Here is a 22,919-nt window from a genome sequence, read left to right as displayed (position 1 = left end):
GCGGGCACGGGGGCCGGGGCCGCCCGGTGCGTCCGGGTGAGGCCGTACCGGGCGTGCGGCGCCCGTGACGTCCGGCGGGGGCCGTTCAGGGAAAGGGGCGGCCGGTGATGACCGCCGTCAGGGTCGTGCCCCGCGGGAAGGCGCTCTCCTCGGTGAGGGTGAGCAGGGCGTGCAGCATCTTGGCGACGTAGACGCGTTCCACGGGCAGGCCGTGGCGGTGTTCGAAGTCCTCGGCGAAGGAGTCGAGCTCGGGAGTGGTGCGGGCGTAGCCGCCGTAGTGGAAGCGGTCGTCGACGCTCCAGGCGCCGCGGAGCCCGCCGAAGGCACGGATCTGGAGCCGCCGTATGTCGTCGGCCAGGAAGCCGCCCTTGAGGACGGGTATCCCGAGCGACCGGCGGCCCGGCGGGAGGCCGGCGGCCAGCCCGGCGAGCGTACCGCCGGTGCCGCAGGCGAGCGCGACCACGTCGGCGTGCTCGCCCAGTTCCTCGCCGAGGGCCCGGCAGCCGCGTACGGCCTCCGTGTTGCTGCCGCCCTCGGGGACGACGACCGCGTCCTCGGCGTCCACCGCGCTCAGCAGGGCCGCCAGGGTCTCCGGCTCGGTCTTGCGGCGGTACGTCGCGCGGTCGACGAAGTGCAGCCGCATGCCGTCGGCCGCGCACCGGGCCAGCGAGGCGTTGAGCGGCCGGCCGGCCAGTTCCTGACCGCGCACCACGCCCACCGTGGACAGACCGAGCAGCCGGCCGGCGGCGGCCGTGGCGCGCAGGTGGTTGGAGTAGGCGCCGCCGAACGTGACGACGGTACGACCGTCGGCCATGGCGAGATTCGGTGCGAGTTTGCGCCATTTGTTGCCGACCAGCTCGGGGTGGACGAGATCGTCCCGCTTCAGCAGCAAGCGGACACCGCGACGCCCGAACCGCTCGTCGGCGACCTCCTGAAGGGGAGAGGGCAGGCGGGGGCCCAGGGCGGCGAGGTCGCGGGTGTCGGTGCCGGTCACCCCGCCATTGTCACGCCGTCGCGCGCGGCGGGCACGTCACTTCAGCCGGTCCCGGATCCGCCCGCGCATCGACGCCATGGTGAACCCGCGCGGGTCCACCTTCCCCGGCTGCCATTCGAGGTGGCCGATGACGGATCGTTCGTTCCACCCGTGATGCCGGCAGACCGCGGCGGCGGCCTGTTCGATCGCCTCCAGCTGTGCCGCCGGCCAGGGATCGTCGCCGTCGCCCAGGTTCTCGCACTCGAAGCCGTAGAAGTGCCGGTTACCGTCCGTGTTGGACTCGTTGTCCCGGGGCAGCCCCCTCTCCGCGATCACCGCGCGCAGGACGTCGTCGTCGCCGAGCCCGGCGTGATTGGCCCGGCCGTACCCGACCAGGTGGACCCTGCCGTCCTTGGTGATGACCCCGTGGCACAGCGGTCCCGGCAGGCCTTCGTAGCCCTTGCGGCAGATCTCCACGGTCCGCGCGCTGCCCTTGGTGACCGTGTGGTGGATCATCACGCCGTGCACCGGGCCCCAGGGACCCTTGTGGTTGCGGTTGTGGTCCCGCCAGTCGCCGACCTGGACGACGGTGAGGCCCTCCGCCTTCAGTGCCTTGAGAAAACTGCTCGCGGACATGGGTGAGGCCACGGCCGGCTCCTTCGCGCTGCGCGACGACCGCCCGACGCGACCGCCTCGTAGGGTGCTTCTACCGAAACGGAGCGCTCCCTACTACTTGTCCGGTCCGTGTGCGATCGGATCCGGACAATCCTGTCCCGGCCAACAACGCTGAACTGGGCGGGGCAGGACGCCGAGAAGCCGAAGAAGCACCTATGTGTGCCCCGGTCGGACGTGATCCATTCCCGCTCTTTCGGGTAATAGCACCGGCGCGCTCCTTGAGGAAGGCTGGTCCACGCACATCGATGCCGGGCGTAGCCGTCCGGCATGACCGGGAGGGCAATTCCTTATGTCGGTAGGCGAAGAGGTCCGCACCGAGCAGACCAGGCCGCAGCAGAGCCTCGGCACGGCGGCCGCGCGGAACCTGGCCACCACGACCAAGTCCGTTCCTCAGATGCAGGAGATCAGCTCCCGCTGGCTGCTGCGCACGCTTCCATGGGTGGACATCCAGGGCGGCACGTACCGGGTGAACCGGCGCATGACCTTCGCCGTCGGCGACGGCCGGGTGACGTTCGTGAAGACCGGCGACCGGGTCGAGGTCATCCCCGCCGAACTGGGCGAGCTGCCGGCCCTGCGGTCGTATGAGGACGAGGAGGTGCTCGCGGAACTCGCGCAACGCTGTGAGCAGCGCGAATTCGGTCCCGGCGAGGTGATCGCCTCGTTCGGCGGCCAGGCCGACGAGGTCTACCTGCTGGCGCACGGCAAGGTGGAGAAGGTCGGCACCGGCCCCTACGGCGACGACGCGGTGCTCGGCGTCCTGGCCGACGGGTCCTATTTCGGCGACCAGGCGCTGCTCGACGGGGACGCCATCTGGGAGTACACCGCCCGCACGGTCACCGCCTGCACGGTGCTCGTGCTGCCCCGCCAGGAGGTGGAGCAGGTCGCGGAGCGCGCCGAATCGCTGCGCACGCACCTCGAGGAGCAGCGCTCGATCCCCGAGCAGCGCACCAACAGGTCCGGCGAGAAGGCCATCGACCTCTCCGCCGGCCACAGCGGCGAGCCGGACATCCCGCACACCTTCGTCGACTACGAGGCCCGGCCCCGTGAGTACGAACTGAGCGTCGCCCAGACCGTGCTGCGCATCCACTCGCGCGTGGCCGACCTCTACAACCAGCCGATGAACCAGACCGAGCAGCAGCTCCGGCTGACCGTCGAGGCACTGAAGGAGCGTCAGGAGCACGAGCTCGTCAACAACCGCGAGTTCGGTCTGCTGCACAACTGCGAGTACGACCAGCGGATCCAGCCGCACGACGGCGTGCCCGGTCCGGACGACCTGGACGAGCTGCTCAGCCGCCGGCGCGGCACCAAGCTGCTCCTCGCCCACCCGCGTGCGATCGCCGCGATCGGACGCGAGCTCAACAGGCGCGGACTCGTCCCCGAGACCATCGACATCGCGGGCAACCGCATTCCGACCTGGCGCGGTGTGCCGATCTACCCGTGCAACAAGATCCCGGTCACCGAGGCCCGTACGACCTCGATCATCGCGATGCGCACCGGCGAGCAGGACCAGGGCGTCATCGGCCTGCGCGCCACCGGCATCCCGGACGAGATCGAGCCGAGTCTGTCGGCGCGCTTCATGGGCATCAACGAGCAGGCCATCATCAAGTACCTGGTCACGGCCTACTACTCGGCCGCCGTCCTCGTACCGGACGCGCTCGGCGTCCTGGAGAACGTCGAGATCGGCCGCTGGCAGTGACGCCAGTCTCCCGAACGCCGTGTCCCCGCCCTCCCGGGCGGGTACACCCCGGGGGTACGGAGGCGGGCGTATGGGGGAGGTGAGCTCATGACGGAGGCTCGGCACGGCGCCGCCGACACGCGTCGCCCCACCGGAACGCTGGAAAGGCGCGGGCCCATCGGCACGCAGCGGGAGGAGGAGCCGGGGACGTCGTCCGACGGGCAGGGGCCGGCGGGGGCCGACGGGCACGAGGCGGCGGTGCTCCTGCGCGAGTCCCGGGCGTCGGTCGACCCCGAACTGCGGTCCGCCATCGCGTCACTGCCCGCATCGATGCGCCGGATCGCGCTCTACCACTTCGGCTGGCAGCAGGCGGACGGCACGCCCGCGGCGGGCAACGCGGGCAAGGCGATCCGCCCCGCGCTCGTCCTCACCTCGGCCGCCGCGCTCGGCGGACCCGGGGCCCGGACGGCGGCGGCGCGGGCCGCGGCGGCGGTGGAACTGGTCCACAACTTCACGTTGCTGCACGACGACGTGATGGACCGTGACGCCACCCGGCGCCACCGGCCCACCGCGTGGACCGTGTTCGGCGACGCCGACGCGATCCTCGCGGGAGACGCCCTCCAGGCGCTGGCCCTGGGGCTGCTCGCCGCCGACCCGCACCCGGCGTCCGCGGCGGCGGTCGCCCGGCTCGCCGACTGCGTCGTCGAACTGTGCGAGGGACAGCACGCGGACACGGCGATGGAGCGGCGGGCCCCGGGCGAGGTCACCCTCGACGAGACGCTCGCCATGGCCGAGGCCAAGACGGGCGCCCTGCTGGGATGCGCCTGCGCCCTCGGCGCGCTGTACGCGGGGGCCGCCGCCGAGGACGTCGAGGCACTGGACGCCTTCGGCCGCGAGGCGGGCCTCGCCTTCCAGCTCATCGATGACGTCATCGGTATATGGGGCGACCCGCGCCGTACCGGCAAGCCGGCCGGCGCGGACCTGGCCGCCCGCAAGAAGTCGCTGCCGGTGGTCGCGGCCCTGACCTCCGGCACCCCGGCCGCCGCCGAGCTCGCCGAGCTGTACGCGGCGCCGTACGACGAGGGCAAGGAGGACCTGGAGCGCACCGCACTGGCCGTGGAGCGGGCGGGCGGCCGGGACTGGGCGCAGGCACAGGCGGCCGACCGGATGGCGAGGGCCATGCAGGAACTGGCCCGCGCCGTGCCCGACCCGGAGGCGGCGGGCGGCCTCCTCGCGCTGGCCGAGTTCGTGACCCGGCGCAGCACCTGACGGTCACCCGGGCCGCATCGGCGGCCGCGCGGCGACCGGCGGCCACCGCTCAGCGACCGGTGGCCACGAAGCAAGACCCCGGAGCCCGTGCCGGGCCGTACGGACCTGACCGACGTACGGCCGCACCGCCGAGGGCTCCGGTCCGGCGGGCCCCGCACTTCCCCACGGTGTGCGGGGCCCGCCCCCTTTCCCTTCCGGCACACGGCCGGGAGTACCGCCCATCGGCCGAGGAACCCAGCGGCTAGGCTCAACCGCCGTATGCACCGGCGGTGTTGAGTCGAAAGGGCGGGCGGGACATGGGTGTGGTGATCCGGACGGCGGGGGACGGCGACCGGGAGCTGGTCGTGCGGCTGCTGGACGAGGCCTTCCAGGACGATCCGGTGAGCAGCTGGGTGTTTCCCGATGAGGAGTACCGCCGCCGGACCCACCCCCGGCTCATGGCGGCCTTCACCGACGCCGTGCTCGCCGACGGACGTATCGATCTCACCGAGGACGGCGCGGCCTGCGCGCTGTGGCTGCCCGTGCCGGCGGACGGGAACAGCGGCGACGAGTCCGGCGAGGACCACCGCGAGGGTGCCGACGACGACCCCGTCCAGGTGCGGGAGGCGGTCGACCCGGAGAACGAGCGCGTCGAACTGATAGCCCGGCTGACGGACGGTATCCACCCCTCCGGCCGGGCCCACGAGTATCTGTGGATGATCGGCGTCACCCCCGGTCGGCAGGGCGAGGGGCTGGGCACCGCGCTCATCGAGTCGGTCCTCGACCGCTGCGACCGCGAGGGGCTGCCCGCCTACCTGGAGTCCAGCAGCGCCCGCGGCCGGGGCCTGTACGAACGCCTCGGCTTCGAGTTCACCGGCCGCGCCCTCGATCTGCCGGACGGCCCGCGGATGTGGCCGATGTGGCGCGAGCCGCGGCCGCCGGCGACCGCCTGACCGCCGCGAGCCGCCTCCGCGAATCGAAAACTCACTTGAACCGCACCACTACGGCTGGAGTACTATATTTGGAGTGGTTGAACGAAGGAGACCGACTTGCGCAAGCTCACGTACTTCATCGCCTGCTCGATCGACGGCTTCATCGGCGGTCCGGACGGCGACGCGTCCTTCATGGTCCCGTTCGTCGACGAGGAGTTCTTCGAGTTCCTGAAGTCGGAGTATCCGGAGACGCTGCCGACCCCCGGCCGTCGGCACCTCGGGATCGACGATCTGCCGAACAAGCGGTTCGACACGATCGTCCAGGGCAGGCGCAGCTACGACCTGGCCCTGAAGGAGGGCGTCACCAGCCCGTACGCCCATCTGCGTGAGTACGTCGCCTCAGGCACGCTCACGGAGTCGCCCGACCCGAACGTCGAGATCATCCCGGCGGACCTGGTCGGCAGGGTCCGCGAACTGAAGGCGGAGGACAGCGCCTTCGGTATCTACCTGTGCGGCGGATCGGTCGTCGCCGGCGAGCTGTTCGACGAGGTCGACGAGCTGGTCATCAAGACCTACCCGGTGGTGCTGGGTACGGGCATGCCGATGTTCGGTACCGGGTTCCAGGTCTCGGAGTTCGTCCAGGAGTCGGTGCGGGCCTTCGGCAACGGCGTCGTGGTCCGGACGTACAGCAGGAAGCGCTGAGCCGTCACCCGCTCTACGCTGGGAGCATGTGGTGGTCCGGCCCGCCGGCCACGGAAGCGCCGAAGGGGCCCGGCCGCGATGGCGGCCGGGCCCCTCAGGGCTGTTCCGTGGGCCTGCGATGGTGCACCGATCGCCGGCTCCCGAGTGCTGACCGGGCGTCAGGCCTTCTTGGTCTCCCAGAAGATCTTGTCGATCTGGGCGATGTAGTCCAGGGCCTTCTGGCCGGTCGCCGGGTCGGTCGAGCCCTTGGCGGCCGAGAGGGCCTTCAGGGTGTCGTTGACCAGCTGGTGCAGCTCCGGGTACTTCTCGAAGTGCGGGGGCTTGAAGTAGTCGCTCCACAGCACGGACACGTGGTGCTTCGCGAGCTCGGCGCGCTGCTCCTTGATGACCGTGGCGCGGGCCTGGAAGTGCGGGTCGTCGTTGCCGGCCATCTTTTCCTGGACGGCCTTCACCGACTCCGCCTCGATGCGGGCCTGGGCCGGGTCGTACACGCCGCAGGGCAGGTCGCAGTGGGCGCTGACCGTGACCTTGGGGGCAAACAGGCGGGAAAGCATGGAGCGTTCCTTCCTCGTGATCGTCTTCTCAGGGGGGACATTACTCCCTGGGGGGCCCGTTTTCGCGAGTGCCCCCGTGGGCTTAGGACAAAAGTCCGGGGTGAGACTGAGACTGGTGGAGGAAAGACCGGGGAGGTGCCGGGTCATGCCGGAGCAGCTGTCGCAGGAGACCGAGCGCGCGAGAGGGGCGTTGCCTTTCGGGCCGGCCGAGGTGACCGGGCCGTCGATGGTGCCCACGCTGCACCACGGGGACGTACTCCTGGTGCATTGGGGAGCCAGGGTCAGGCCCGGGGACGTGGTCGTCCTGCGGCACCCCTTCCAGCAGGACCTGCTCGTGGTCAAGCGGGCCGTCGAGCGGCGCGGGGCCGGCTGGTGGGTGCTCGGGGACAACGCGTTCGCCGGCGGGGACAGCACCGACTACGGGGCCGTCCCCCAGGAACTCGTGCTCGGCAGGGCGCGGCTGCGGTACCGGCCGCTGAGGCCGGGTCAGCGCTCGCCCTTCGCCGTGGTCCGCTGGGCGCTGTCGGCGCTCAGGCCGGTGCTGACCGACCGGTCCGCCTCCAGGCGCTTGCGGGCGCGGTAGGCCGCCACGTTGGCGCGGGTGGCGCAGCGGTCCGAGCAGTAGCGCCGGGAGCGGTTGGTGGAGGTGTCCAGGTAGGCGTTGCGGCAGGGGGACGCCTCGCACAGGCCCAGGCGGTCCACGCCGTACTCGGTGAGGTGGAAGGCCAGCCCCATCGCCGCGATGGCGGCGAAACCGGCGGTCGCGTTGGACGGGTGGTCCGCCAGGTGCATGTGCCACAGCGGGCTGCCGTCGTCGTCCCGGACGTCGTGCCCGGAAATTTGCGGGCTCACCGGGAACTCCAGCAGGAGCGAGTTCAGGAGGTCCACGGCGAGGGTCTCGTCGCCGCCGTCGGCCGCCTCGAAGACCGCGCGCAACCGTCCCCGGACCGAACGGAACCGGGTCACGTCGGCGTCCGTGGCGCGCCGGCCCGCCGACTGGTTGGCGCCGAAGAGCTCGCGGACGGCCTCCACCGAGGTCAGTGAGTCCTGCCCCCGGGCCGGTTCCTCGGTGTTGACGAGGCGTACGGCGTAATCCGAGTAATAGGCCAGTTCCACTTGTAGTCCTTACGAAGGGGCTCTATGGTCGTGCCTGCGATCAGGTAACAGTTGATCGTGGTTCCAGGGTATTACTACGCATGCGATGGAGGGGCTCGATGACGGACGCGGAGACCACCACCACCACGCCCGCCGCCGACTGGCACGCCTGGCAGGCCAGCTGGGACCGGCAGCAGGAGTGGTACATGCCGGACCGCGAGGAACGCTTCCGGACCATGCTGGACATGGTCGAGGCCCTGGTCGGCCGCGCACCGCGCGTACTCGACCTCGCCTGCGGCACCGGGACCATCACGGCCCGGCTGCTCGCCCGGTTCCCGGAGGCCACCAGCACTGGCGTGGACCTCGACCCGGCGCTCCTCGCCATCGCCGAGGGCACCTTCGCGGACGACGAACGGGTCTCCCTGGTCACCGCCGACCTCAAGGACCCCGACTGGACGGCGCGGCTGCCGTACGACTCCTACGACGCCGTCCTGACCGCCACGGCCCTGCACTGGTTCCACGCCGAACCCCTCGCGGCCCTCTACGGTCGGGTCGCGGAGCTGGTCCGCGACGGCGGTGTCTTCATGAACGCGGATCACATGATCGACGAGACGACGCCGCGGATCAACGCGGCCGAGCGTGCCCAGCGGCACGCGCAGATGGAGACCGCCAAGCGCGACGGCGCCCTCGACTGGGCCGAATGGTGGCAGCTCGCCGCCAAGGACCCGGTCCTCGCCGGGCCCACGGCCCGCCGCTTCGAGATCTACGGCGAGCACGCCGACGGCGACATGCCCTCGGCGGCGTGGCACGCGCGCGTGCTGCGCGAGAAGGGTTTCGGCGAGGTGCGGCCGGTGTGGTGCTCGCCGTCGGACACCTTGCTGCTGGCGCTGAAGTAGGGACGGACGCGGGGAGGGGCGGCGCGGGACACCCGCGCCGCCCCTCCCCGCGACCGCCCTGTCAGAGGACCTTGGACAGGAACGCCTTCGTCCGCTCGTGCTGCGGGTCGGTCAGGACATCGCGCGGGTTGCCCGACTCGACCACCACGCCGTCGTCCATGAAGACCAGGCTGTCGCCGACCTCGCGGGCGAAGCCCATCTCGTGGGTGACGACGACCATCGTCATACCGGACTCGGCGAGGTCGCGCATGACGTCGAGGACGTCGCCGACCAGCTCCGGGTCCAGGGCCGAGGTCGGCTCGTCGAACAGCATCAGCTTCGGGTCCATGGCGAGGGCCCGCGCGATGGCGACCCGCTGCTGCTGGCCGCCGGAGAGCTGCGAGGGGTAGTTGCCGGCCTTGTCGCCGAGGCCCACCCGCTCCAGGATCTGGCGCGCGCGGTCCCGGGCCTGGGCCCGGCTGACGCCCTTGACCTGGACCGGTGCCTCCATTACGTTCTCGACGGCCGTCATGTGCGGGAACAGGTTGAAGCGCTGGAAGACCATGCCGATGTCCCGGCGCTTGACCGCGACCTCGCTGTCCTTGAGCTCGTAGAGCTTGTCGCCCTTCTGGCGGTAGCCGACCAGCTGGCCGTCGACGTACAGCCGCCCGGCGTTGATCTTCTCCAGGTGGTTGATGCAGCGCAGGAAGGTCGACTTGCCAGAGCCCGAGGGGCCGATGAGGCAGAACACCTCGCCCTGCTTCACCTCCAGGTCGATGCCCTTGAGGACCTCGACGGCGCCGAAGGACTTGTGGACGCCCTCGGCCTTCACCATGGCGGTCATGCCGCGCCTCCCGTCGTGTTGGAGCGGTTCGACAGGGACAGCAGGTTCGCCCTGATCTTCTGCATCGGAGTGGCCGGCAGGCTGCGGCTGGAGCCGCGCGCGTAGTAGCGCTCCAGGTAGTACTGGCCGACGCTGAAGACCGAGGTCAGCAGCAGGTACCAGGCCGCCGCCAGGAACAGCATCTCGGCCGGGGCGCCGGAGGTCTGGCCGATGTCCTGGGCGACCCTGAACAACTCGGCGTACTGGACGACCGACACCAGCGAGGTCGTCTTCAGCATGTTGATGACCTCGTTGCCCGTCGGCGGCACGATCACGCGCATCGCCTGCGGCACCACGATCCGGCGCAGCGTCTTGGTGTGGCTCATGCCGAGCGCGTGCGCCGCCTCGGTCTGGCCCTCGTCGACCGCGAGCAGACCGGCGCGGCAGATCTCCGCCATGTACGCCGCTTCGTTCAGACCGAGACCGAGCAGCGCCGTCAGGAACGGCGTCATGAAGTCCGACCACTCGTCGCGGTAGAACGGGCCGAGGTTGATGTACTCGAAGACCAGGCCCAGGTTGAACCAGACGACCAGCTGCACCAGGACGGGCGTGCCGCGGAAGAACCAGATGTAGAACCACGCGATGGACGAGGTCACCGGGTTCTTCGACAACCGCATGACGGCGAGCAGGATGCCGCCGACGACGCCGATCAGCATCGCCAGGACGGTGATCAGGAGCGTCTTGCCCATGCCGGTCAGGACACGGTCGTCGAAGAAGTAGTCCGGGATCGCACCCCAGTTGATCTTGCCCTGGGAGAACGCGTACACGACGGCGGCCAGCAGCGCGATCGCGACGACCGCGGAGACGTACCGCCCGTAGTGCCGGACCGGAATGGCCTTGATGGCTTCCGGTCCGGCCGGCGGGGTGCCGGCCGGGCCGCCCGCCGTCTTGTCGATGTCAACAGTCACGGATGTTGCCTTTCAGTGCCCGCCGCGCGGTCACTTGCCGCCGTTGATGGTGGCCTCCGTGACGGCGCCTTCCGCCACGCCCCACTTGTCCATGATCTTCTTGTACTCGCCGTTGGCGATCACCGCGTCCAGTGCCGCCTTGAGGGCGTCCCGCAGCTGGGCGTTGTCCTTGGCGACCGCGATGCCGTACGGGGCGGCCTCGACCTGCTCGCCGACGAGCTGGAAGTCGTTGCCGCCGCCGGAGGTCTTCACCGCGTACGCGGCGACCGGGAAGTCGGAGGAACCGGCGTCGGCACCGCCCGCGCGCAGGCGGGTCTGGGCCTGCTGGTCGTTGTCGAACGCCTCCATGGAGATCTTCTGGCCGGCCGGGCACTTCTCGTTCTCGGCCTTGGCGAGGTCCTCCGAGACCGTGCCGCGCTGCAGCACGAGCTTCTTGCCGCACAGGTCCGACCAGGTCTTGATGGCCTGGTCGTCACCCTTCTTGGTGTAGATCGAGACACCGGCGGAGAAGTAGTCCACGAAGTCGACGCCCTGGCCGACCTTCTTGCCGGTGTCCGAGTCGACGCCCTCCTGGCGGTCCTTCGTGTCGGTCATCGCGGACATGGCGATGTCGTACCGCTTTGAGCGCAGACCGGTGATCAGGGTGTCGAAGGTGCCGTTCTCGAACTCGAACTTCACGCCGAGCTGCTTGCCCATGGCGTCCGCGAGGTCCGGGTCGATGCCGACCGTCTCGCCGGACTTGTCCTTGAACTCGACCGGGGCGTAGGCGATGTCAGAGCCGACCTTGATGACGCCCTTGTCGCGGACGGACTGGGGCAGCTTGTCGGCCAGCGGGGCGCCCGCCGCGGACTGGTTGTCGCTGCTGCCGGAGTCGCTGTTCTTGGTCTGGTCGCCGCATCCGGTGAGCAGCAGGGCGCCTGCGACCGCGATCGCACCGACCGCTGCTAGCCGGGAGTGCGCGGCGGTCGTACGACGGGTGGAGCTTGCGGTCATGGTGGTTCCTCCGGCGGATGAAAGGAGATGCCGATGGGGACGGTGGAATTCCGGTAAGACGGGACGCCGACCGGGGGACCGGCAGGCGCGGTGGGTCGACGAGAGCACACGCCTTCGAGTGTCGCGACCTCGTGTGATTACGGCATCTTGCCATTCGGACTCGGCCATTCAGGGGGGACGTCATGTCAAAATCGGATAACGGGTGACCCCCCGAACCGCACCAGGTCGGTACATCACGACCGAACCTTTACGGGAATCTGGCCTTCCGGCCGAAAAATCTTCGGCGTTCCTCGATATGCGGGCACGGATCGGTGGTGCGCGCAGCTGTTGAAGGCTCGTTCTCCGGGCCTGTCAAGGGCTGAGGGGAAGTTGTCCGGATCCCTGGGTATGAGCCATGTCACCGGCATGCGGCGTCCGGGGTCCGACATGTGAGCTTGCCCTTATCGGACTCGTCGCGGTGGGTGTCCGTCGGGTAAGAAGGTTCTTTACACCCCTCATCAGGGGCTCAGGGCGCGTGTGCGGCGCGCCCGTCGCGCAGGGCCTACGTGGCCCCAACGGCCATCCTCCTGCGCGGTCCCCGCCCATTCCTCACCAGGAGTGGACAAACCCTCAAACCATGAACTCTTAAGGGGTAAGACAAAGTGGCAGCGGAGATCGTCAATCCTCGCAGCGACAGCGACGCCAGTACGGAGCAGGAGGCGGGCGCCGAGCCCCTCGACTCCTTCGACCCCGCGTTCGCGCTGCACCGCGGCGGCAAGATGGCCGTGCAGGCCACCGTGCCGGTCCGCGACAAGGACGACCTGTCCCTGGCGTACACGCCCGGCGTCGCGAAAGTGTGCAGCGCGATCGCCGAGCAGCCCGACCTCGTCCACGACTACACCTGGAAGTCGTCGGTCGTGGCGGTCGTGACGGACGGTACGGCCGTTCTGGGCCTCGGGGACATCGGGCCCGAAGCCTCCCTTCCGGTGATGGAAGGGAAGGCGATCCTGTTCAAGCAGTTCGGCGGTGTGGACGCGGTTCCGATCGCGCTCGACTGCACGGACGCCGACGAGATCGTCGAGACGGTGGTGCGGCTCGCGCCCTCCTTCGGCGGCGTGAACCTGGAGGACATCTCGGCGCCGCGGTGCTTCGAGATCGAGCGCAAGCTTCAGGAGCGCCTCGACATCCCGGTCTTCCATGACGACCAGCACGGCACGGCGGTCGTGACGCTGGCGGCGCTGCGGAACGCGGCGCGGCTGAGCGGGCGGACGCTGGGCGAGCTGCGGGCGGTGATCTCGGGCGCGGGCGCGGCCGGTGTCGCCATCGCCAAGATGCTGGTCGAGGCCGGTATCGGGGACGTCGCGGTCGCCGACCGCAAGGGCGTCGTCTCCACCGACCGGGACGACCTGACCCCGGTCAAGCGGGAAGTGGCCTCCTTCACCAACAAGGCGGGGCTGTCCGGCTCCCTGGAGGCCGCCCTGTCCGGTGCCGACGTCTTCATCGGCGTCTCCGGCGGTACGGTGCCGGAGCCGGCGGTCGCCTCGATGGCGAAGGGCGCCTTCGTCTTCGCGATGGCCAACCCGAACCCCGAGGTGCACCCGGAGGTCGCCCACAAGTACGCGGCGGTCGTCGCGACGGGGCGCTCGGACTTCCCGAACCAGATCAACAACGTGCTGGCGTTCCCGGGCATCTTCGCGGGCGCGCTGCAGGTGCGGGCGTCCCGGATCACCGAGGGCATGAAGCTCGCGGCGGCGGAGGCGCTGGCCTCCGTGGTGGGGGAAGACCTCGCCGCGGACTACGTCATCCCGTCGCCCTTCGACGAGCGCGTCGCGCCGGCCGTTACGGCTGCGGTGGCGGCGGCGGCTCGGGCGGAAGGGGTCGCGCGCCGGTGACGGTGTGATCGCCGCGCCGGTGACGGCGCGATGCGGTGTGTGGTGTACGGCCTCGTCCTCGGTGGACGGGGCCGTTCGCTTTCGGTGGGCGGCGTCGGTGCTGGGCGGGGGTGGGCGGCGTGGCCCGGCGCTGCGGGGTGCCGCCGCGCCCACCCGTGCCGCCCTGGGGGTACCTCCCAGGCCGTTCAGGCACTGGGGGAGGCACGACTGCCCGCAGCTACGCGCCACGGCTGCCCGCAGCGGGACAGGGCGGCGCGGGACGGGGCGGCGCGGGACGGGGCGGCGCGGGGCGGCACGGTGACAAGAGGGCGTGTGTCACAGGGCGTCGCGGTTCCGGTTGACGGGTCGGGAACCTATCGTCAAGGTCATGTTCGCTGTCTACGCCGCCCGAATCGACCGCGACCAGCCGCTGACCGGCCTGGAGTTGGGAGAGCGTCCCGCTCCCGAGGCCCGGCCCGGCTGGAGTGTCGTCGATGTCAGGGCCGCCTCCCTCAACCACCACGACCTGTGGTCCCTGCGCGGCGTCGGCCTCCCGGAGGGCCGGCTGCCGATGATCCTCGGCTGTGACGCCGCCGGTGTCGACGAGGACGGCAACGAGGTCGTCCTGCACTCCGTGATCGGTCAGACCGGTCACGGCGTCGGCCCGAAGGAGCCCCGCTCGATTCTCACGGAGCGCTACCAGGGGACGTTCGCCGCGCAGGTCGCCGTGCCGACCTGGAACATCCTGCCCAAGCCGAAGGAGCTCTCCTTCGAGGAGGCGGCCTGTCTGCCGACCGCCTGGCTGACGGCGTACCGGATGCTGTTCACCAACGCCGGGGTGCGTCCCGGTGACTCGGTGCTCGTACAGGGCGCCGGTGGCGGGGTCGCCACGGCCGCGATCGTGCTCGGCAAGGCGGCGGGACTGCGGGTCTTCGCCACCAGCCGGGACGAGGCCAAGCGGAAGCGGGCCCTGGAGTTGGGCGCCGTGGAGGCCGTCGAGCCGGGCGCGCGGCTGCCGCAGCGGGTCGACGCCGTCATTGAGACCGTGGGCGCCGCGACCTGGTCCCACTCGGTGAAGTCGCTGCGCCCCGGGGGCACGCTCGTCATCTCCGGGGCCACCAGTGGCGACCGGCCCTCCCACGCCGAGCTGACCCGGGTCTTCTTCCTGGAGCTCAAGATCGTCGGCTCCACGATGGGCACCAAGGACGAGTTGGAGGACCTGCTCTCCTTCTGTGCCGCGACCGGTGTGCGTCCCGTCATCGACGAGGTGCTTCCGATGGACCGGGCCCGCGAGGGCTTCGAGCGGATGGCCTCCGGAGGACAGTTCGGCAAGATCGTGCTCAGCGGCTCCTGACCCCCCTCCGCGCCTCCGACACCCCGGGGTGTGTCAACTGTTGTTGACATGCCCCGGGGTGTCAACCTATGTTGACACCATGCGTGAAGCAACCGAACTCGCCGCGCGTGCCGGTGATCGCGACCCCCGGGTCGGGCTGCGGGCCGTCGCCGCATTGCGGATGCTGCTGGAGCAGCTGGAGGCGGTGCAGGTGCGCAGCGCGCGCAACCAGGGGTGGTCGTGGCAGGAGATCGCCACGGAACTCGGAGTCAGCAGGCAGGCCGTGCACAAGAAGTACGGGAGGCATTGATGTCCGAGCGATTCACGAAGGATGCCCGGGCCGTGGTGCAGGGGGCGGTCGAGCACGCCGAAGGCGCGCGGGCGCAGACCGTCGACGCCGAGCACCTGCTGCTCGCTCTGCTGGACCGTGAGGGCAGCCGCGCCTCCTTCGCGCTGTCGGCGCTCGGGGCCGGCGAACGCAAGGACGCGGTACGGCAGGCCCTGGCGGAAGCGCGGCGCCGGGCCGGGCTGACGCGGGCCGAGACCGATGCCCTCGCCGGGCTGGGGATCGACGTCTCCGAGATCGTCGCCCGGGTGGAGGAGGCCCACGGCGTTGGTGCGATGTCCGGCGAACGGACGGACAGGCGTTGGTGGTCCGGGCAGCACCGCCGCTTCAGCAAGGGTGCCAAAGGGGTGCTGGAGCAGGCTCTGCGGGCCGCCGTGGCTCGGCGCGACCGGAGTATCGGGGACGAGCACATCCCGCTCGCCCTGACCGTCCGCCCCGGTGTGGCCGCCGAGGTGCTCGCCGACCACGGCGTGACCCACGAGTCGCTGACCAGGGTGCTGGGCGGCGGCACCGGTGAGGCCTGCGCCTGACGTGTGCTGCCTCCCTCCCCGGCCAGGCGTTCGGCGGTGGGCCGGGGGTGTCGCGCCCGAGGGCTCAGGTCTTCGGCGTCCGTAGTATCGCCCCGATGTGCGCCGCCGCGGCCGACAGCCGGAGGCGGGCGTCGCGGAGCTGGTCGGCGGTGACGCCGTGGTCCCGGGCCGCGTCGCGGATGTCGTCCCGGAAGCGGTCGAGCAGCCGGTCGAGGTCGCGAGCCGGATCGCCGGTGGCCTCCGCGGCGTCCTCGTGGGCCCAGGCCGGAGCGTAACCGGCCGGAAAGTCCTCGGGGGTGGCGGAGTACTCGGGCCGGTGGGTGGACTTGTCGGTGTCGGTGCGGCCGAAGCCCCAGTCCTTGCCGAACTCCTTTCCGAAGTCCTTCCCGAAGTCGCCGACCTCCTTGGCCAGTTCGCTCAGGCCCTCGCGCAGACCCGTCGGCCAGTCGCCCCGCGCGAAGTGGTCCTGTACCTGTTCCTGGACCCGCTGGGCGATGCGCTGCACCTCCTCCTGTGCCTGCACCCGGGCCCGCTCCTGGGCCTCCTTGGCCTGGCGCCGGGCCCGCTGGGCCTCGTCCCGTGCGCGGCGGCTCTCGTCCTTGGCGCGGCGGGCCTGCTCCTTCCACTCCTGCTTGACGCGCCGCATCTCCTCCTTGGCGGCGCGCCAGGCCTCGCTGTCGTCGCTGTCCGCGGTGCCGGTGGCGGAGCCGCTCCCCTCGTCGTGCGCTCCCGAGCCGGCGCCCCGATGGGCCGCGCCGGCCGCGGCCCGCATCTCCCGGCGCAGATCGCCCGCGGCACCGCGTACGTCGGCCCGGATCTCGGCGGCGAGCTCGGCCACCGAGTCCCGGATCTCCAGCTCCAGGTCGGCCAGTTCACCACGGCGGTCGGACAGCTCGGCGCGGCCGGCGTCCGTGATGGCGTACACCTTGCGGCCGCCCTCGGTGGTGTGCGTGACCAGACCCTCGGCCTCCAGCTTGGCCAGGCGCGGGTACACCGTGCCCGCCGACGGCGCGTACAGGCCCTGGAAGCGCTCTTCGAGGAGCCGGATCACCTCGTAGCCGTGGCGCGGGGCCTCGTCCAGGAGCTTGAGGAGGTAGAGGCGGAGGCGGCCGTGGGCGAAGACGGGGGACATGTCAGAGCACCTTCTTGTCGGTCGTGCCGTCGGCCGGGGCGCCGGCGGCGCCGTCATCCCGGCCGGAAGCGGAATTGTCCCCCGAGTCGTCCTGTACGTCGTCCGCCGGGCCGGTGCCTCGCGGCTCCCGCTCCCACGGTGTGTCCTCCTCCGCCGGACGGCGCAGCAGGGCGATCGAGCCGGAGACCGTCGTGGCCTTCAGACGGCCGTTGCCCGCGCCGAGCCGGCCGGTGATCCGCTTGGCGCCCCACTGGCCGCCCATCCGGAGGTCCTCGAAGGCGCTGGAGACGGTGCCGCTGGCCGTGTTCGCCTCCACCTCCGCGTCGGCCGGCTGGGGCAGCCGGATGGCGATCTCGCCCGAGACGCTGGTCAGGCTGATATCGGTGGGCCCGCCGGCGGTGTCCAGGTCGACGATCATCGAACCGCTCACCGAGTCGGCCCGGACGGAGGAGCCCGCCTCGACCACCGTCAGGTCGCCGGAGACGGAGTTGAAGCGCAGGTCTCCGGTGAGGGCCTGCGCCTCCACGTTCCCGGAGACGGTGTCGGCGCGGACCGGGCCCGCGAGGCCCACCAGTGTGGTGTCGCCGGAGACGCCCTTCACCTCGGCGCGCCCGTCGAGCCCGGAGACCACGGCCGCGGCGCTGACCACGCCCACCTCCACGCGGGTGCCGGTCGGCACGGCCAGGGAGACCACCGCGCTGCGGCGCCAGCCCTTGCGGTCGAGCCACTTGAGGAAGCCCTTCCAGGGCAGGTCCTCATAGGCCACCGTGAGAACGCCGTCCCGGTGGGTCACGACCAGGGGCGGTCCCTCGATCTCGGAGACCTCCAGGCGGGCGGGACCCTCGTCCGTGCCCACGACGTTCACCGTTCCATTGACGATGCGTACGTGGAGCTCGCTCACGGACTCGTCGAAGGCGAGTTTCCTGGGCTCCGCGACGGACCACTCGGACATGGTGAGACCTCCTCGACCGAACGCGCCATATCGCGTCCTCCCGAGATTCACGATATATCGCGGACGTGGAAAGTCAAGACACCCGTTCTGGTGATCTACGATCGGCCGAGGGTGCTGGATTGCCCTAGCTTGAAAGCATGTCGACGGAAGAGTCCGTGTCCGATCCCGCTGCCGGTGCCCTGCTGCTGTGCCGCGCGGAGCCGGACTCCGTCGCCGCCGTCGCCCCGCTCCTGGGCGAACGCATGCCGCTGGTCCGGGCCGGCGAGGAGTGGAGCGTGCTCGTTCCGCGGGGCACGCCCTGGCGGCACGGCGACGAACCGGTCGACCGCGTGCTCACCGGCTGGGCCGCGGCCCTCGCCGTCGGCGCCCCGTGGCCCGTACTCGCCCTGTGGTGGGACGCCGACTGGGCGGGCTACACCCTCGCGTCCGGATTCCGCCGCCCCGTCGGCTATGTGTGGCTCGCGGACGGCACCCCGGCAGGTGAGGACGAGGCCATGCGGACCTTCGCCGCCCGTCTCGGCCTGGACCCCGTCCTGGACGTCCAGTCGCTGGACCGGCTGACGAAGCCGGACCCCGGGGCCGACGCCCGCACCAGGCTGCGCGGACTGCTCGCGATCCTCACGCGCGCGGGAGTCGCGCTCCCCGCCGGACTCGACCCCGGCCGACCCGCCGACCGCCTCGGCGCGGCCGCCCGCGCTCTGCCCGACGCCCGGCTGACCGAGGCGGCCGCACGCCGCCCCACCGCCGACGAGAGCCGCCTCGCTCCCTGGATCCCCTGGGTGGGCGGCCCCGGCGCCCGTGCCCTGGCGGTGGCCCAGGTGGCGGCCGGCCTGTCGCTCACCGCCTGGGGCCTGCGACGCCGCGCCGGCGGCTGGAGCGCGGCGGGGGCGCTGCTGGTCGCGCACGGCGTGCTCGGGCCGGCGTACGGGCCGGCACGGCGTCCGTGACGGCCTCGGGGCCGCGGCGGCGCGCCCTCGGTGGAACTACTCGTCCTCGTCGTCCTCGTCGTCCAGCCGCGCCAGCCACGTCGCCAGCCGCTCCACCGGAACCTCGAAGTCCGGGTTCAGGTCGACGAAGGTCCGCAGCTGCTCGGCGAGCCACTCGAAGGTGACCTCCTCCTCGCCGCGCCGCTTCTCCAGTTCCTCGATGCCGCGGTCGGTGAAGTACAACGTGCTCTCCGTCGGATGGGTCGAACGATGGGTCGGACGATGGGTCGGACAAGGTCGGATCCGTGGAACCGCTGGTCCCAGGATAGGACGTGGGCATCGGACGTCGACGACGCGCCGAAGGGCCCGGTCCGCGTTCGTCGGAACGCGGACCGGGCCCTTCGCCGTGGCCGTCAGGTCACGTCGGGCCGGTTCTTCGAACTCAGGCCTCGAACACCTCACGCACCAGCTGCTCCTGCTCGGCCTGGTGCCGCTTGGCGGAGCCGACGGCCGGGGACGAGCCGTGCGGACGCGAGATGCGACGCAGGCGCTCGCCGTGCGGGACGTCGGCGCCGACCGCCAGGTCCAGGTGGTCGATCAGGTTGAGCGCGATGAACGGCCAGGCGCCCTGGTTCGCCGGCTCCTCCTGGGTCCACAGGTACTTCTCGGCGTTCGGGTACTTGGCGATCTCCGCCTGGAGCTCGGCACCCGGCAGCGGGTACAGGCGCTCGATGCGGATGATGGCCGTGTCCGTGATGCCGCGCTTCTTCCGCTCGGCGTCGAGGTCGTAGTAGACCTTGCCGGCGCAGAAGACGACCTTCTTGACCGCGGCCGCCTCGACCGAGTCGTCGCCGATGACCGGGCGGAACTGGCCCGTCGTGAACTCCTCCGCCTTCGACGCCGCGGCCTTGAGACGCAGCATCGACTTCGGGGTGAAGACGACCAGCGGCTTGTGGTGCGGGTTGTGCACCTGCCACCGCAGGAGGTGGAAGTAGTTCGACGGCAGGGTCGGCATCGCGACCGTCATGTTGTTCTGCGCGCAGAGCTGGAGGAAGCGCTCCGGGCGGGCCGAGGAGTGGTCCGGGCCCTGGCCCTCGTAGCCGTGCGGGAGCAGGAGCGTCACGCCGCTCGTCTGGTTCCACTTCTGCTCGGCCGACGAGATGAACTCGTCCACCACCGTCTGCGCGCCGTTGACGAAGTCGCCGAACTGCGCCTCCCACATCACCAGCGCGTCGGGGCGGGCCAGCGAGTAGCCGTACTCGAAGCCCATCACCGCGTACTCGGAGAGCAGGGAGTTGTAGACGTTGTACCGGGCCTGGTCCTCGGACAGGTACAGCAGCGGCGTGAACTCGTCGCCGGTCTCGCGGTTGATGAGCACCGCGTGCCGCTGGCCGAAGGTGCCGCGCTGCGAGTCCTGGCCGGACAGCCGGACCGGGACGCCCTCCAGGAGCAGCGAGCCGACGGCGAGGGTCTCGCCCATGCCCCAGTCGATCGTGCCGTCCTCGACCATGGCCGCCCGGCGCTGGAGCTGCGGCAGCAGCCGGGGGTGCACGGTGACGTGGTCGGGGATGTTGACCTGGGACTCGGCGATCCGCTTGACGGTCTCGGCGGTGACCGCGGTGTTCACGGAGACCGGGAACTCGGCCTGCGGGTCCGAGGGCTCCGCCGCGGACGGCTGGGAAGCGGCCTCGCGGACCTCGGTGAAGACCTTCTCCAACTGCCCCTGGTAGTCCTGGAGCGCCTGCTCGGCCTCTTCCAGGGTGATGTCGCCGCGACCGATGAGGGACTCGGTGTACAGCTTGCGCACCGAGCGCTTCTTGTCGATCAGGTCGTACATCAGCGGCTGGGTGAAGGCCGGGTTGTCGGTCTCGTTGTGACCGCGGCGGCGGTAGCAGATGAGGTCGATCACCACGTCCTTGTTGAACGCCTGGCGGAACTCGAAGGCCAGCCGCGCCACGCGGACGCAGGCCTCCGGGTCGTCGCCGTTCACGTGGAAGATCGGGGCCTCGATCATGCGGGCCACGTCGGTGGCGTACATCGAGGAACGCGACGACTCCGGGGCGGCGGTGAAGCCGACCTGGTTGTTGATGACGACGTGGACCGTGCCGCCGGTGCGGTAGCCGCGCAGCTGCGACATGTTCAGGGTCTCGGCCACCACGCCCTGGCCCGCGAAGGCCGCGTCGCCGTGGATCGCCACCGGCAGGACGGTGAAGTCCGTGCCGCCCTTGTTGATGATGTCCTGCTTGGCGCGGGCGACGCCCTCGACGATCGGGTCGACGGCCTCCAGGTGGGACGGGTTCGCGACCAGGCTGACCTTGATCTGCTCGCCGTCCAGGCCGGTGAAGGTGCCCTCGGCGCCCAGGTGGTACTTCACGTCACCGGAGCCGTGCATCGACTTCGGGTCGAGGTTGCCCTCGAACTCGCGGAAGATCTGCGCGTACGACTTGCCGACGACGTTGGCCAGCACGTTCAGCCGGCCGCGGTGGGCCATGCCGACGACGACCTCGTCCAGGCGGGACTCGGCCGCCGAGTCGATGACCGCGTCGAGCAGCGGGATGACGGACTCGCCGCCCTCCAGGGAGAAGCGCTTCTGGCCGACGTACTTGGTCTGCAGGAACGTCTCGAACGCCTCGGCGGCGTTCAGCCGGCGCAGGATGCGCAGCTGCTCCTCGCGCTCCGGCTTGGTGTGCGAGCGCTCGATGCGGTCCTGGATCCACTTGCGCTGCTTCGGGTCCTGGATGTGCATGAACTCGACGCCGGTGGTGCGGCAGTACGAGTCGCGCAGCACGCCGAGGATGTCGCGCAGCTTCATCAGGGACTTGCCGGCGAAGCCGCCGACCGCGAACTCGCGCTCCAGGTCCCACAGGGTGAGCCCGTGCTCGGTGATGTCCAGGTCGGGGTGCTTGCGCTGCTGGTACTCCAGCGGGTCGGTGTCGGCCATGACGTGGCCGCGGACCCGGTAGGAGTGGATCAGCTCGAAGACGCGGGCGGCCTTGGTGACGTCGTCGTCGTGCGAGGCGTCGATGTCCTTGAGCCAGCGGACCGGCTCGTAGGGGATGCGCAGCGCCTCGAAGATCTCGTCGTAGAAGCCGTTCTCGCCGAGGAGCAGGTTGGCGACCTGGCGCAGGAACTCGCCGGAGGCGGCGCCCTGGATGACCCGGTGGTCGTAGGTCGACGTGAGCGTCATGACCTTCGAGATGCCGAGCTTGTTCAGGGTGTCCTGGCTGGTGCCCTGGAACTCCGCCGGGTAGTCCATCGAGCCGACGCCCATGATGACGGCCTGGCCGGGCATCAGGCGCGGCACCGAGTGGACGGTGCCGAGGCCGCCGGGGTTGGTCAGGGAGACCGTGACGCCGGAGAAGTCGTCCATCGTCAGCTTGCCGTCGCGGGCGCGGCGGACGATGTCCTCGTAGGCCTGCCAGAACTCGAAGAAGTTCAGCGTCTCGGCCTTCTTGATCGCCGCGACGACGAGCTGGCGGTCGCCGTTGGGCTTGACCAGGTCGATGGCGAGGCCGAGGTTGACGTGCGCCGGCTTGATGAGCGTCGGCTTGCCGTCCTTCTCGCCGAACGCGTAGTTCATCGACGGCATGGCCTTGATGGCCTGCACCATCGCGTAGCCGATCAGGTGCGTGAAGGAGATCTTCCCGCCCCGGGCGCGCTTGAGGTGGTTGTTGATGACGATGCGGTTGTCGAACAGCAGCTTCACCGGGACCGCGCGCACGGACGTGGCCGTGGGCAGCTCCAGCGAGGCGTTCATGTTCTTCGCGACCGCGGCGGCGGGGCCGCGCAGCGTCACCATCTCGGGACCCGCGGGGCCCTCGGCGGCGGTGGCGTCCTTGGCGGGCGCGGCGGCCTTCGCCTGCGGCTTGGCGGCGGGCTTGGCCGGAGCCTGGGCCGGCTTCGCGGCCGGAGCCGCCGGGGCGGCAGCGGCGGGCTGCGCGGCCGGCTTCGCGGGCGCGGCGGCCTGCTGGGGAGCCGCCGGGGCCTGGGCCGGGGCGGGAGCCTGCTGCTGCGCCTGCTGCTGCGCGGGGGCGGCCTGGGGAGCGCTGCCGGAGTCCGTGCTCGCGGCACCGGAGGCGGACTGGGTCGCGGCCGCTCCTGGCTTGTAGTCGGCGAAGAAGTCCCACCAGGCTCGGTCAACGGAATTGGGGTCCTGGAGGTACTGCTGATAGATCTCGTCGACGAGCCACTCGTTGGCACCGAACGCGGCGGCGGGGTTCTTTCCCGCGTTGCCGGCTTGGTCGGTGTCGGTCGAGATGCTCGAGTTACTGGGGGACTGTGGCGACACGGCGAGAACCGCCCTCTTCCGCTTCACAAGATGGTGGACAGCGGGAATC

The 22,919-nt window shown here is 70.9% G+C and carries 22 protein-coding genes; 11 read left to right on the top strand and 11 right to left on the bottom strand.

The features are described 5' to 3' along the window. Positions 1 to 85: 85 nt before the first annotated feature. A complete protein-coding gene (locus tag ACIQ1J_RS20445) occupies positions 86 to 994 on the bottom strand; it encodes a 1-aminocyclopropane-1-carboxylate deaminase/D-cysteine desulfhydrase (protein WP_403558455.1) in 909 nt (302 codons plus the stop codon). 36 nt (positions 995 to 1,030) lie between these two features. Beyond that, positions 1,031 to 1,609 carry an N-acetylmuramoyl-L-alanine amidase gene (locus tag ACIQ1J_RS20440; RefSeq protein ID WP_403558826.1) on the bottom strand — a complete coding sequence of 193 codons (579 nt, stop codon included), beginning with the start codon at positions 1,607 to 1,609 and terminating at the stop codon, positions 1,031 to 1,033. Positions 1,610 to 1,937: 328 nt separating this feature from the next. Between ACIQ1J_RS20440 and ACIQ1J_RS20435 the strand changes: the two genes are divergently transcribed. The 4 genes from ACIQ1J_RS20435 (at position 1,938) to ACIQ1J_RS20420 (ending at position 6,205) form a co-directional block, all read left to right on the top strand. After that, positions 1,938 to 3,344 (top strand): family 2B encapsulin nanocompartment shell protein, encoded by a 1,407-nt coding sequence (locus ACIQ1J_RS20435; protein ID WP_403558453.1) that lies wholly within the window; start codon positions 1,938 to 1,940, stop codon positions 3,342 to 3,344. A gap of 87 nt (positions 3,345 to 3,431) precedes the next feature. Then, positions 3,432 to 4,592 carry a family 2 encapsulin nanocompartment cargo protein polyprenyl transferase gene (locus ACIQ1J_RS20430; protein ID WP_210960519.1) on the top strand — a complete coding sequence of 387 codons (1,161 nt, stop codon included), beginning with the start codon at positions 3,432 to 3,434 and terminating at the stop codon, positions 4,590 to 4,592. A gap of 296 nt (positions 4,593 to 4,888) precedes the next feature. After that, on the top strand, positions 4,889 to 5,524 hold the full coding sequence (locus tag ACIQ1J_RS20425; protein WP_403558451.1) for a GNAT family N-acetyltransferase: 636 nt from the start codon (positions 4,889 to 4,891) through the stop codon (positions 5,522 to 5,524). Between the two features lie 96 nt (positions 5,525 to 5,620). Then, positions 5,621 to 6,205, top strand: a complete 585-nt coding sequence (locus ACIQ1J_RS20420; RefSeq protein ID WP_403558449.1) for a dihydrofolate reductase family protein — start codon at positions 5,621 to 5,623, stop codon at positions 6,203 to 6,205. 158 nt (positions 6,206 to 6,363) lie between these two features. Here the strand turns inward: ACIQ1J_RS20420 and sodN are convergent, their stop codons facing one another. After that, positions 6,364 to 6,759 (bottom strand): superoxide dismutase, Ni, encoded by a 396-nt coding sequence (sodN, locus tag ACIQ1J_RS20415; RefSeq protein WP_064729779.1) that lies wholly within the window; start codon positions 6,757 to 6,759, stop codon positions 6,364 to 6,366. Positions 6,760 to 6,904: 145 nt separating this feature from the next. On the opposite strand from sodN, the gene sodX reads away from it, so the two are divergent. Beyond that, positions 6,905 to 7,342, top strand: a complete 438-nt coding sequence (sodX, locus tag ACIQ1J_RS20410) for a nickel-type superoxide dismutase maturation protease (protein WP_345629966.1) — start codon at positions 6,905 to 6,907, stop codon at positions 7,340 to 7,342. Here sodX and ACIQ1J_RS20405 read toward each other — a convergent pair. Next, positions 7,246 to 7,875, bottom strand: coding sequence for a CGNR zinc finger domain-containing protein (locus ACIQ1J_RS20405; protein WP_403558446.1), 630 nt, complete (start codon positions 7,873 to 7,875; stop codon positions 7,246 to 7,248). The two genes, sodX and ACIQ1J_RS20405, sit on opposite strands and share 97 nt — an antisense overlap. A 98-nt stretch (positions 7,876 to 7,973) precedes the next feature. Between ACIQ1J_RS20405 and ACIQ1J_RS20400 the strand changes: the two genes are divergently transcribed. After that, positions 7,974 to 8,750: a class I SAM-dependent methyltransferase gene (locus ACIQ1J_RS20400; RefSeq protein WP_403558444.1), complete on the top strand. Its 777-nt coding sequence runs from the start codon at positions 7,974 to 7,976 to the stop codon at positions 8,748 to 8,750. 61 nt (positions 8,751 to 8,811) lie between these two features. Here the strand turns inward: ACIQ1J_RS20400 and ACIQ1J_RS20395 are convergent, their stop codons facing one another. Genes ACIQ1J_RS20395 through ACIQ1J_RS20385 form a run of 3 tightly spaced genes read right to left on the bottom strand, consistent with a single transcriptional unit; the run spans position 8,812 to position 11,513 of the window. Continuing rightward, positions 8,812 to 9,573 (bottom strand): amino acid ABC transporter ATP-binding protein, encoded by a 762-nt coding sequence (locus ACIQ1J_RS20395; protein WP_403558442.1) that lies wholly within the window; start codon positions 9,571 to 9,573, stop codon positions 8,812 to 8,814. Beyond that, a complete protein-coding gene (locus ACIQ1J_RS20390) occupies positions 9,570 to 10,520 on the bottom strand; it encodes an amino acid ABC transporter permease (RefSeq protein WP_210960513.1) in 951 nt (316 codons plus the stop codon). Before ACIQ1J_RS20390 ends, ACIQ1J_RS20395 begins: the two co-directional genes overlap by 4 nt. A gap of 30 nt (positions 10,521 to 10,550) precedes the next feature. Further along, complete coding sequence (locus tag ACIQ1J_RS20385) at positions 10,551 to 11,513, bottom strand: ABC transporter substrate-binding protein (RefSeq protein ID WP_403558440.1); 963 nt, start codon at positions 11,511 to 11,513, stop codon at positions 10,551 to 10,553. Positions 11,514 to 12,154: 641 nt separating this feature from the next. Between ACIQ1J_RS20385 and ACIQ1J_RS20380 the strand changes: the two genes are divergently transcribed. The 4 genes from ACIQ1J_RS20380 to ACIQ1J_RS20365 all read left to right on the top strand — a co-directional run bounded on the left by ACIQ1J_RS20380 (position 12,155) and on the right by ACIQ1J_RS20365 (position 15,572). Next, positions 12,155 to 13,384 carry an NADP-dependent malic enzyme gene (locus tag ACIQ1J_RS20380; protein ID WP_403558438.1) on the top strand — a complete coding sequence of 410 codons (1,230 nt, stop codon included), beginning with the start codon at positions 12,155 to 12,157 and terminating at the stop codon, positions 13,382 to 13,384. A gap of 367 nt (positions 13,385 to 13,751) precedes the next feature. Continuing rightward, positions 13,752 to 14,717, top strand: a complete 966-nt coding sequence (locus ACIQ1J_RS20375) for a zinc-binding dehydrogenase (RefSeq protein ID WP_403558436.1) — start codon at positions 13,752 to 13,754, stop codon at positions 14,715 to 14,717. A 79-nt stretch (positions 14,718 to 14,796) separates the two neighbouring features. Continuing rightward, complete coding sequence (locus tag ACIQ1J_RS20370) at positions 14,797 to 15,006, top strand: helix-turn-helix domain-containing protein (protein WP_403558434.1); 210 nt, start codon at positions 14,797 to 14,799, stop codon at positions 15,004 to 15,006. Continuing rightward, positions 15,006 to 15,572 carry a Clp protease N-terminal domain-containing protein gene (locus ACIQ1J_RS20365; RefSeq protein ID WP_403558432.1) on the top strand — a complete coding sequence of 189 codons (567 nt, stop codon included), beginning with the start codon at positions 15,006 to 15,008 and terminating at the stop codon, positions 15,570 to 15,572. Before ACIQ1J_RS20370 ends, ACIQ1J_RS20365 begins: the two co-directional genes overlap by 1 nt. Positions 15,573 to 15,636: 64 nt before the next feature. On the opposite strand, the gene ACIQ1J_RS20360 is transcribed toward ACIQ1J_RS20365, so the two are convergent. Then, positions 15,637 to 16,704 carry a helix-turn-helix transcriptional regulator gene (locus tag ACIQ1J_RS20360; protein ID WP_403558430.1) on the bottom strand — a complete coding sequence of 356 codons (1,068 nt, stop codon included), beginning with the start codon at positions 16,702 to 16,704 and terminating at the stop codon, positions 15,637 to 15,639. A gap of 1 nt (position 16,705) precedes the next feature. Further along, entirely contained in the window at positions 16,706 to 17,656 is a 951-nt protein-coding gene (locus ACIQ1J_RS20355) for a DUF4097 family beta strand repeat-containing protein (protein ID WP_403558428.1), read from the bottom strand. Positions 17,657 to 17,793: 137 nt separating this feature from the next. Between ACIQ1J_RS20355 and ACIQ1J_RS20350 the strand changes: the two genes are divergently transcribed. Further along, a complete protein-coding gene (locus ACIQ1J_RS20350; protein ID WP_403558426.1) occupies positions 17,794 to 18,603 on the top strand; it encodes a hypothetical protein in 810 nt (269 codons plus the stop codon). A gap of 36 nt (positions 18,604 to 18,639) precedes the next feature. Here the strand turns inward: ACIQ1J_RS20350 and ACIQ1J_RS20345 are convergent, their stop codons facing one another. Both ACIQ1J_RS20345 and ACIQ1J_RS20340 read right to left on the bottom strand, forming a co-directional pair. Beyond that, on the bottom strand, positions 18,640 to 18,825 hold the full coding sequence (locus tag ACIQ1J_RS20345; RefSeq protein ID WP_010061466.1) for a DUF6104 family protein: 186 nt from the start codon (positions 18,823 to 18,825) through the stop codon (positions 18,640 to 18,642). 199 nt (positions 18,826 to 19,024) lie between these two features. Further along, positions 19,025 to 22,870, bottom strand: coding sequence for a multifunctional oxoglutarate decarboxylase/oxoglutarate dehydrogenase thiamine pyrophosphate-binding subunit/dihydrolipoyllysine-residue succinyltransferase subunit (locus ACIQ1J_RS20340; RefSeq protein WP_403558423.1), 3,846 nt, complete (start codon positions 22,868 to 22,870; stop codon positions 19,025 to 19,027). Positions 22,871 to 22,919: the final 49 nt, after the last annotated feature.

Source organism: Streptomyces sp. NPDC097107, assembly GCF_044762405.1.
Classification (GTDB): Bacteria; Actinomycetota; Actinomycetes; order Streptomycetales; family Streptomycetaceae; genus Streptomyces; species Streptomyces thinghirensis.
This window is presented reverse-complemented; position numbering and strand designations above follow the sequence as displayed.

Bases quoted from the DNA above. Each gene is read 5' to 3' on its own strand.
- ACIQ1J_RS20440 (WP_403558826.1), bottom strand. From the start codon at position 1,609: ATGTCCGCGAGCAGTTTTCTCAAGGCACTGAAGGCGGAGGGCCTCACC.
- ACIQ1J_RS20435 (WP_403558453.1), top strand. From the start codon at position 1,938: ATGTCGGTAGGCGAAGAGGTCCGCACCGAGCAGACCAGGCCGCAGCAG.
- ACIQ1J_RS20430 (WP_210960519.1), top strand. From the start codon at position 3,432: ATGACGGAGGCTCGGCACGGCGCCGCCGACACGCGTCGCCCCACCGGA.
- ACIQ1J_RS20425 (WP_403558451.1), top strand. From the start codon at position 4,889: ATGGGTGTGGTGATCCGGACGGCGGGGGACGGCGACCGGGAGCTGGTC.
- sodN (WP_064729779.1), bottom strand. From the start codon at position 6,759: ATGCTTTCCCGCCTGTTTGCCCCCAAGGTCACGGTCAGCGCCCACTGC.
- sodX (WP_345629966.1), top strand. From the start codon at position 6,905: ATGCCGGAGCAGCTGTCGCAGGAGACCGAGCGCGCGAGAGGGGCGTTG.
- ACIQ1J_RS20400 (WP_403558444.1), top strand. From the start codon at position 7,974: ATGACGGACGCGGAGACCACCACCACCACGCCCGCCGCCGACTGGCAC.
- ACIQ1J_RS20395 (WP_403558442.1), bottom strand. From the start codon at position 9,573: ATGACCGCCATGGTGAAGGCCGAGGGCGTCCACAAGTCCTTCGGCGCC.
- ACIQ1J_RS20385 (WP_403558440.1), bottom strand. From the start codon at position 11,513: ATGACCGCAAGCTCCACCCGTCGTACGACCGCCGCGCACTCCCGGCTA.
- ACIQ1J_RS20375 (WP_403558436.1), top strand. From the start codon at position 13,752: ATGTTCGCTGTCTACGCCGCCCGAATCGACCGCGACCAGCCGCTGACC.
- ACIQ1J_RS20370 (WP_403558434.1), top strand. From the start codon at position 14,797: ATGCGTGAAGCAACCGAACTCGCCGCGCGTGCCGGTGATCGCGACCCC.
- ACIQ1J_RS20365 (WP_403558432.1), top strand. From the start codon at position 15,006: ATGTCCGAGCGATTCACGAAGGATGCCCGGGCCGTGGTGCAGGGGGCG.
- ACIQ1J_RS20360 (WP_403558430.1), bottom strand. From the start codon at position 16,704: ATGTCCCCCGTCTTCGCCCACGGCCGCCTCCGCCTCTACCTCCTCAAG.
- ACIQ1J_RS20355 (WP_403558428.1), bottom strand. From the start codon at position 17,656: ATGTCCGAGTGGTCCGTCGCGGAGCCCAGGAAACTCGCCTTCGACGAG.
- ACIQ1J_RS20350 (WP_403558426.1), top strand. From the start codon at position 17,794: ATGTCGACGGAAGAGTCCGTGTCCGATCCCGCTGCCGGTGCCCTGCTG.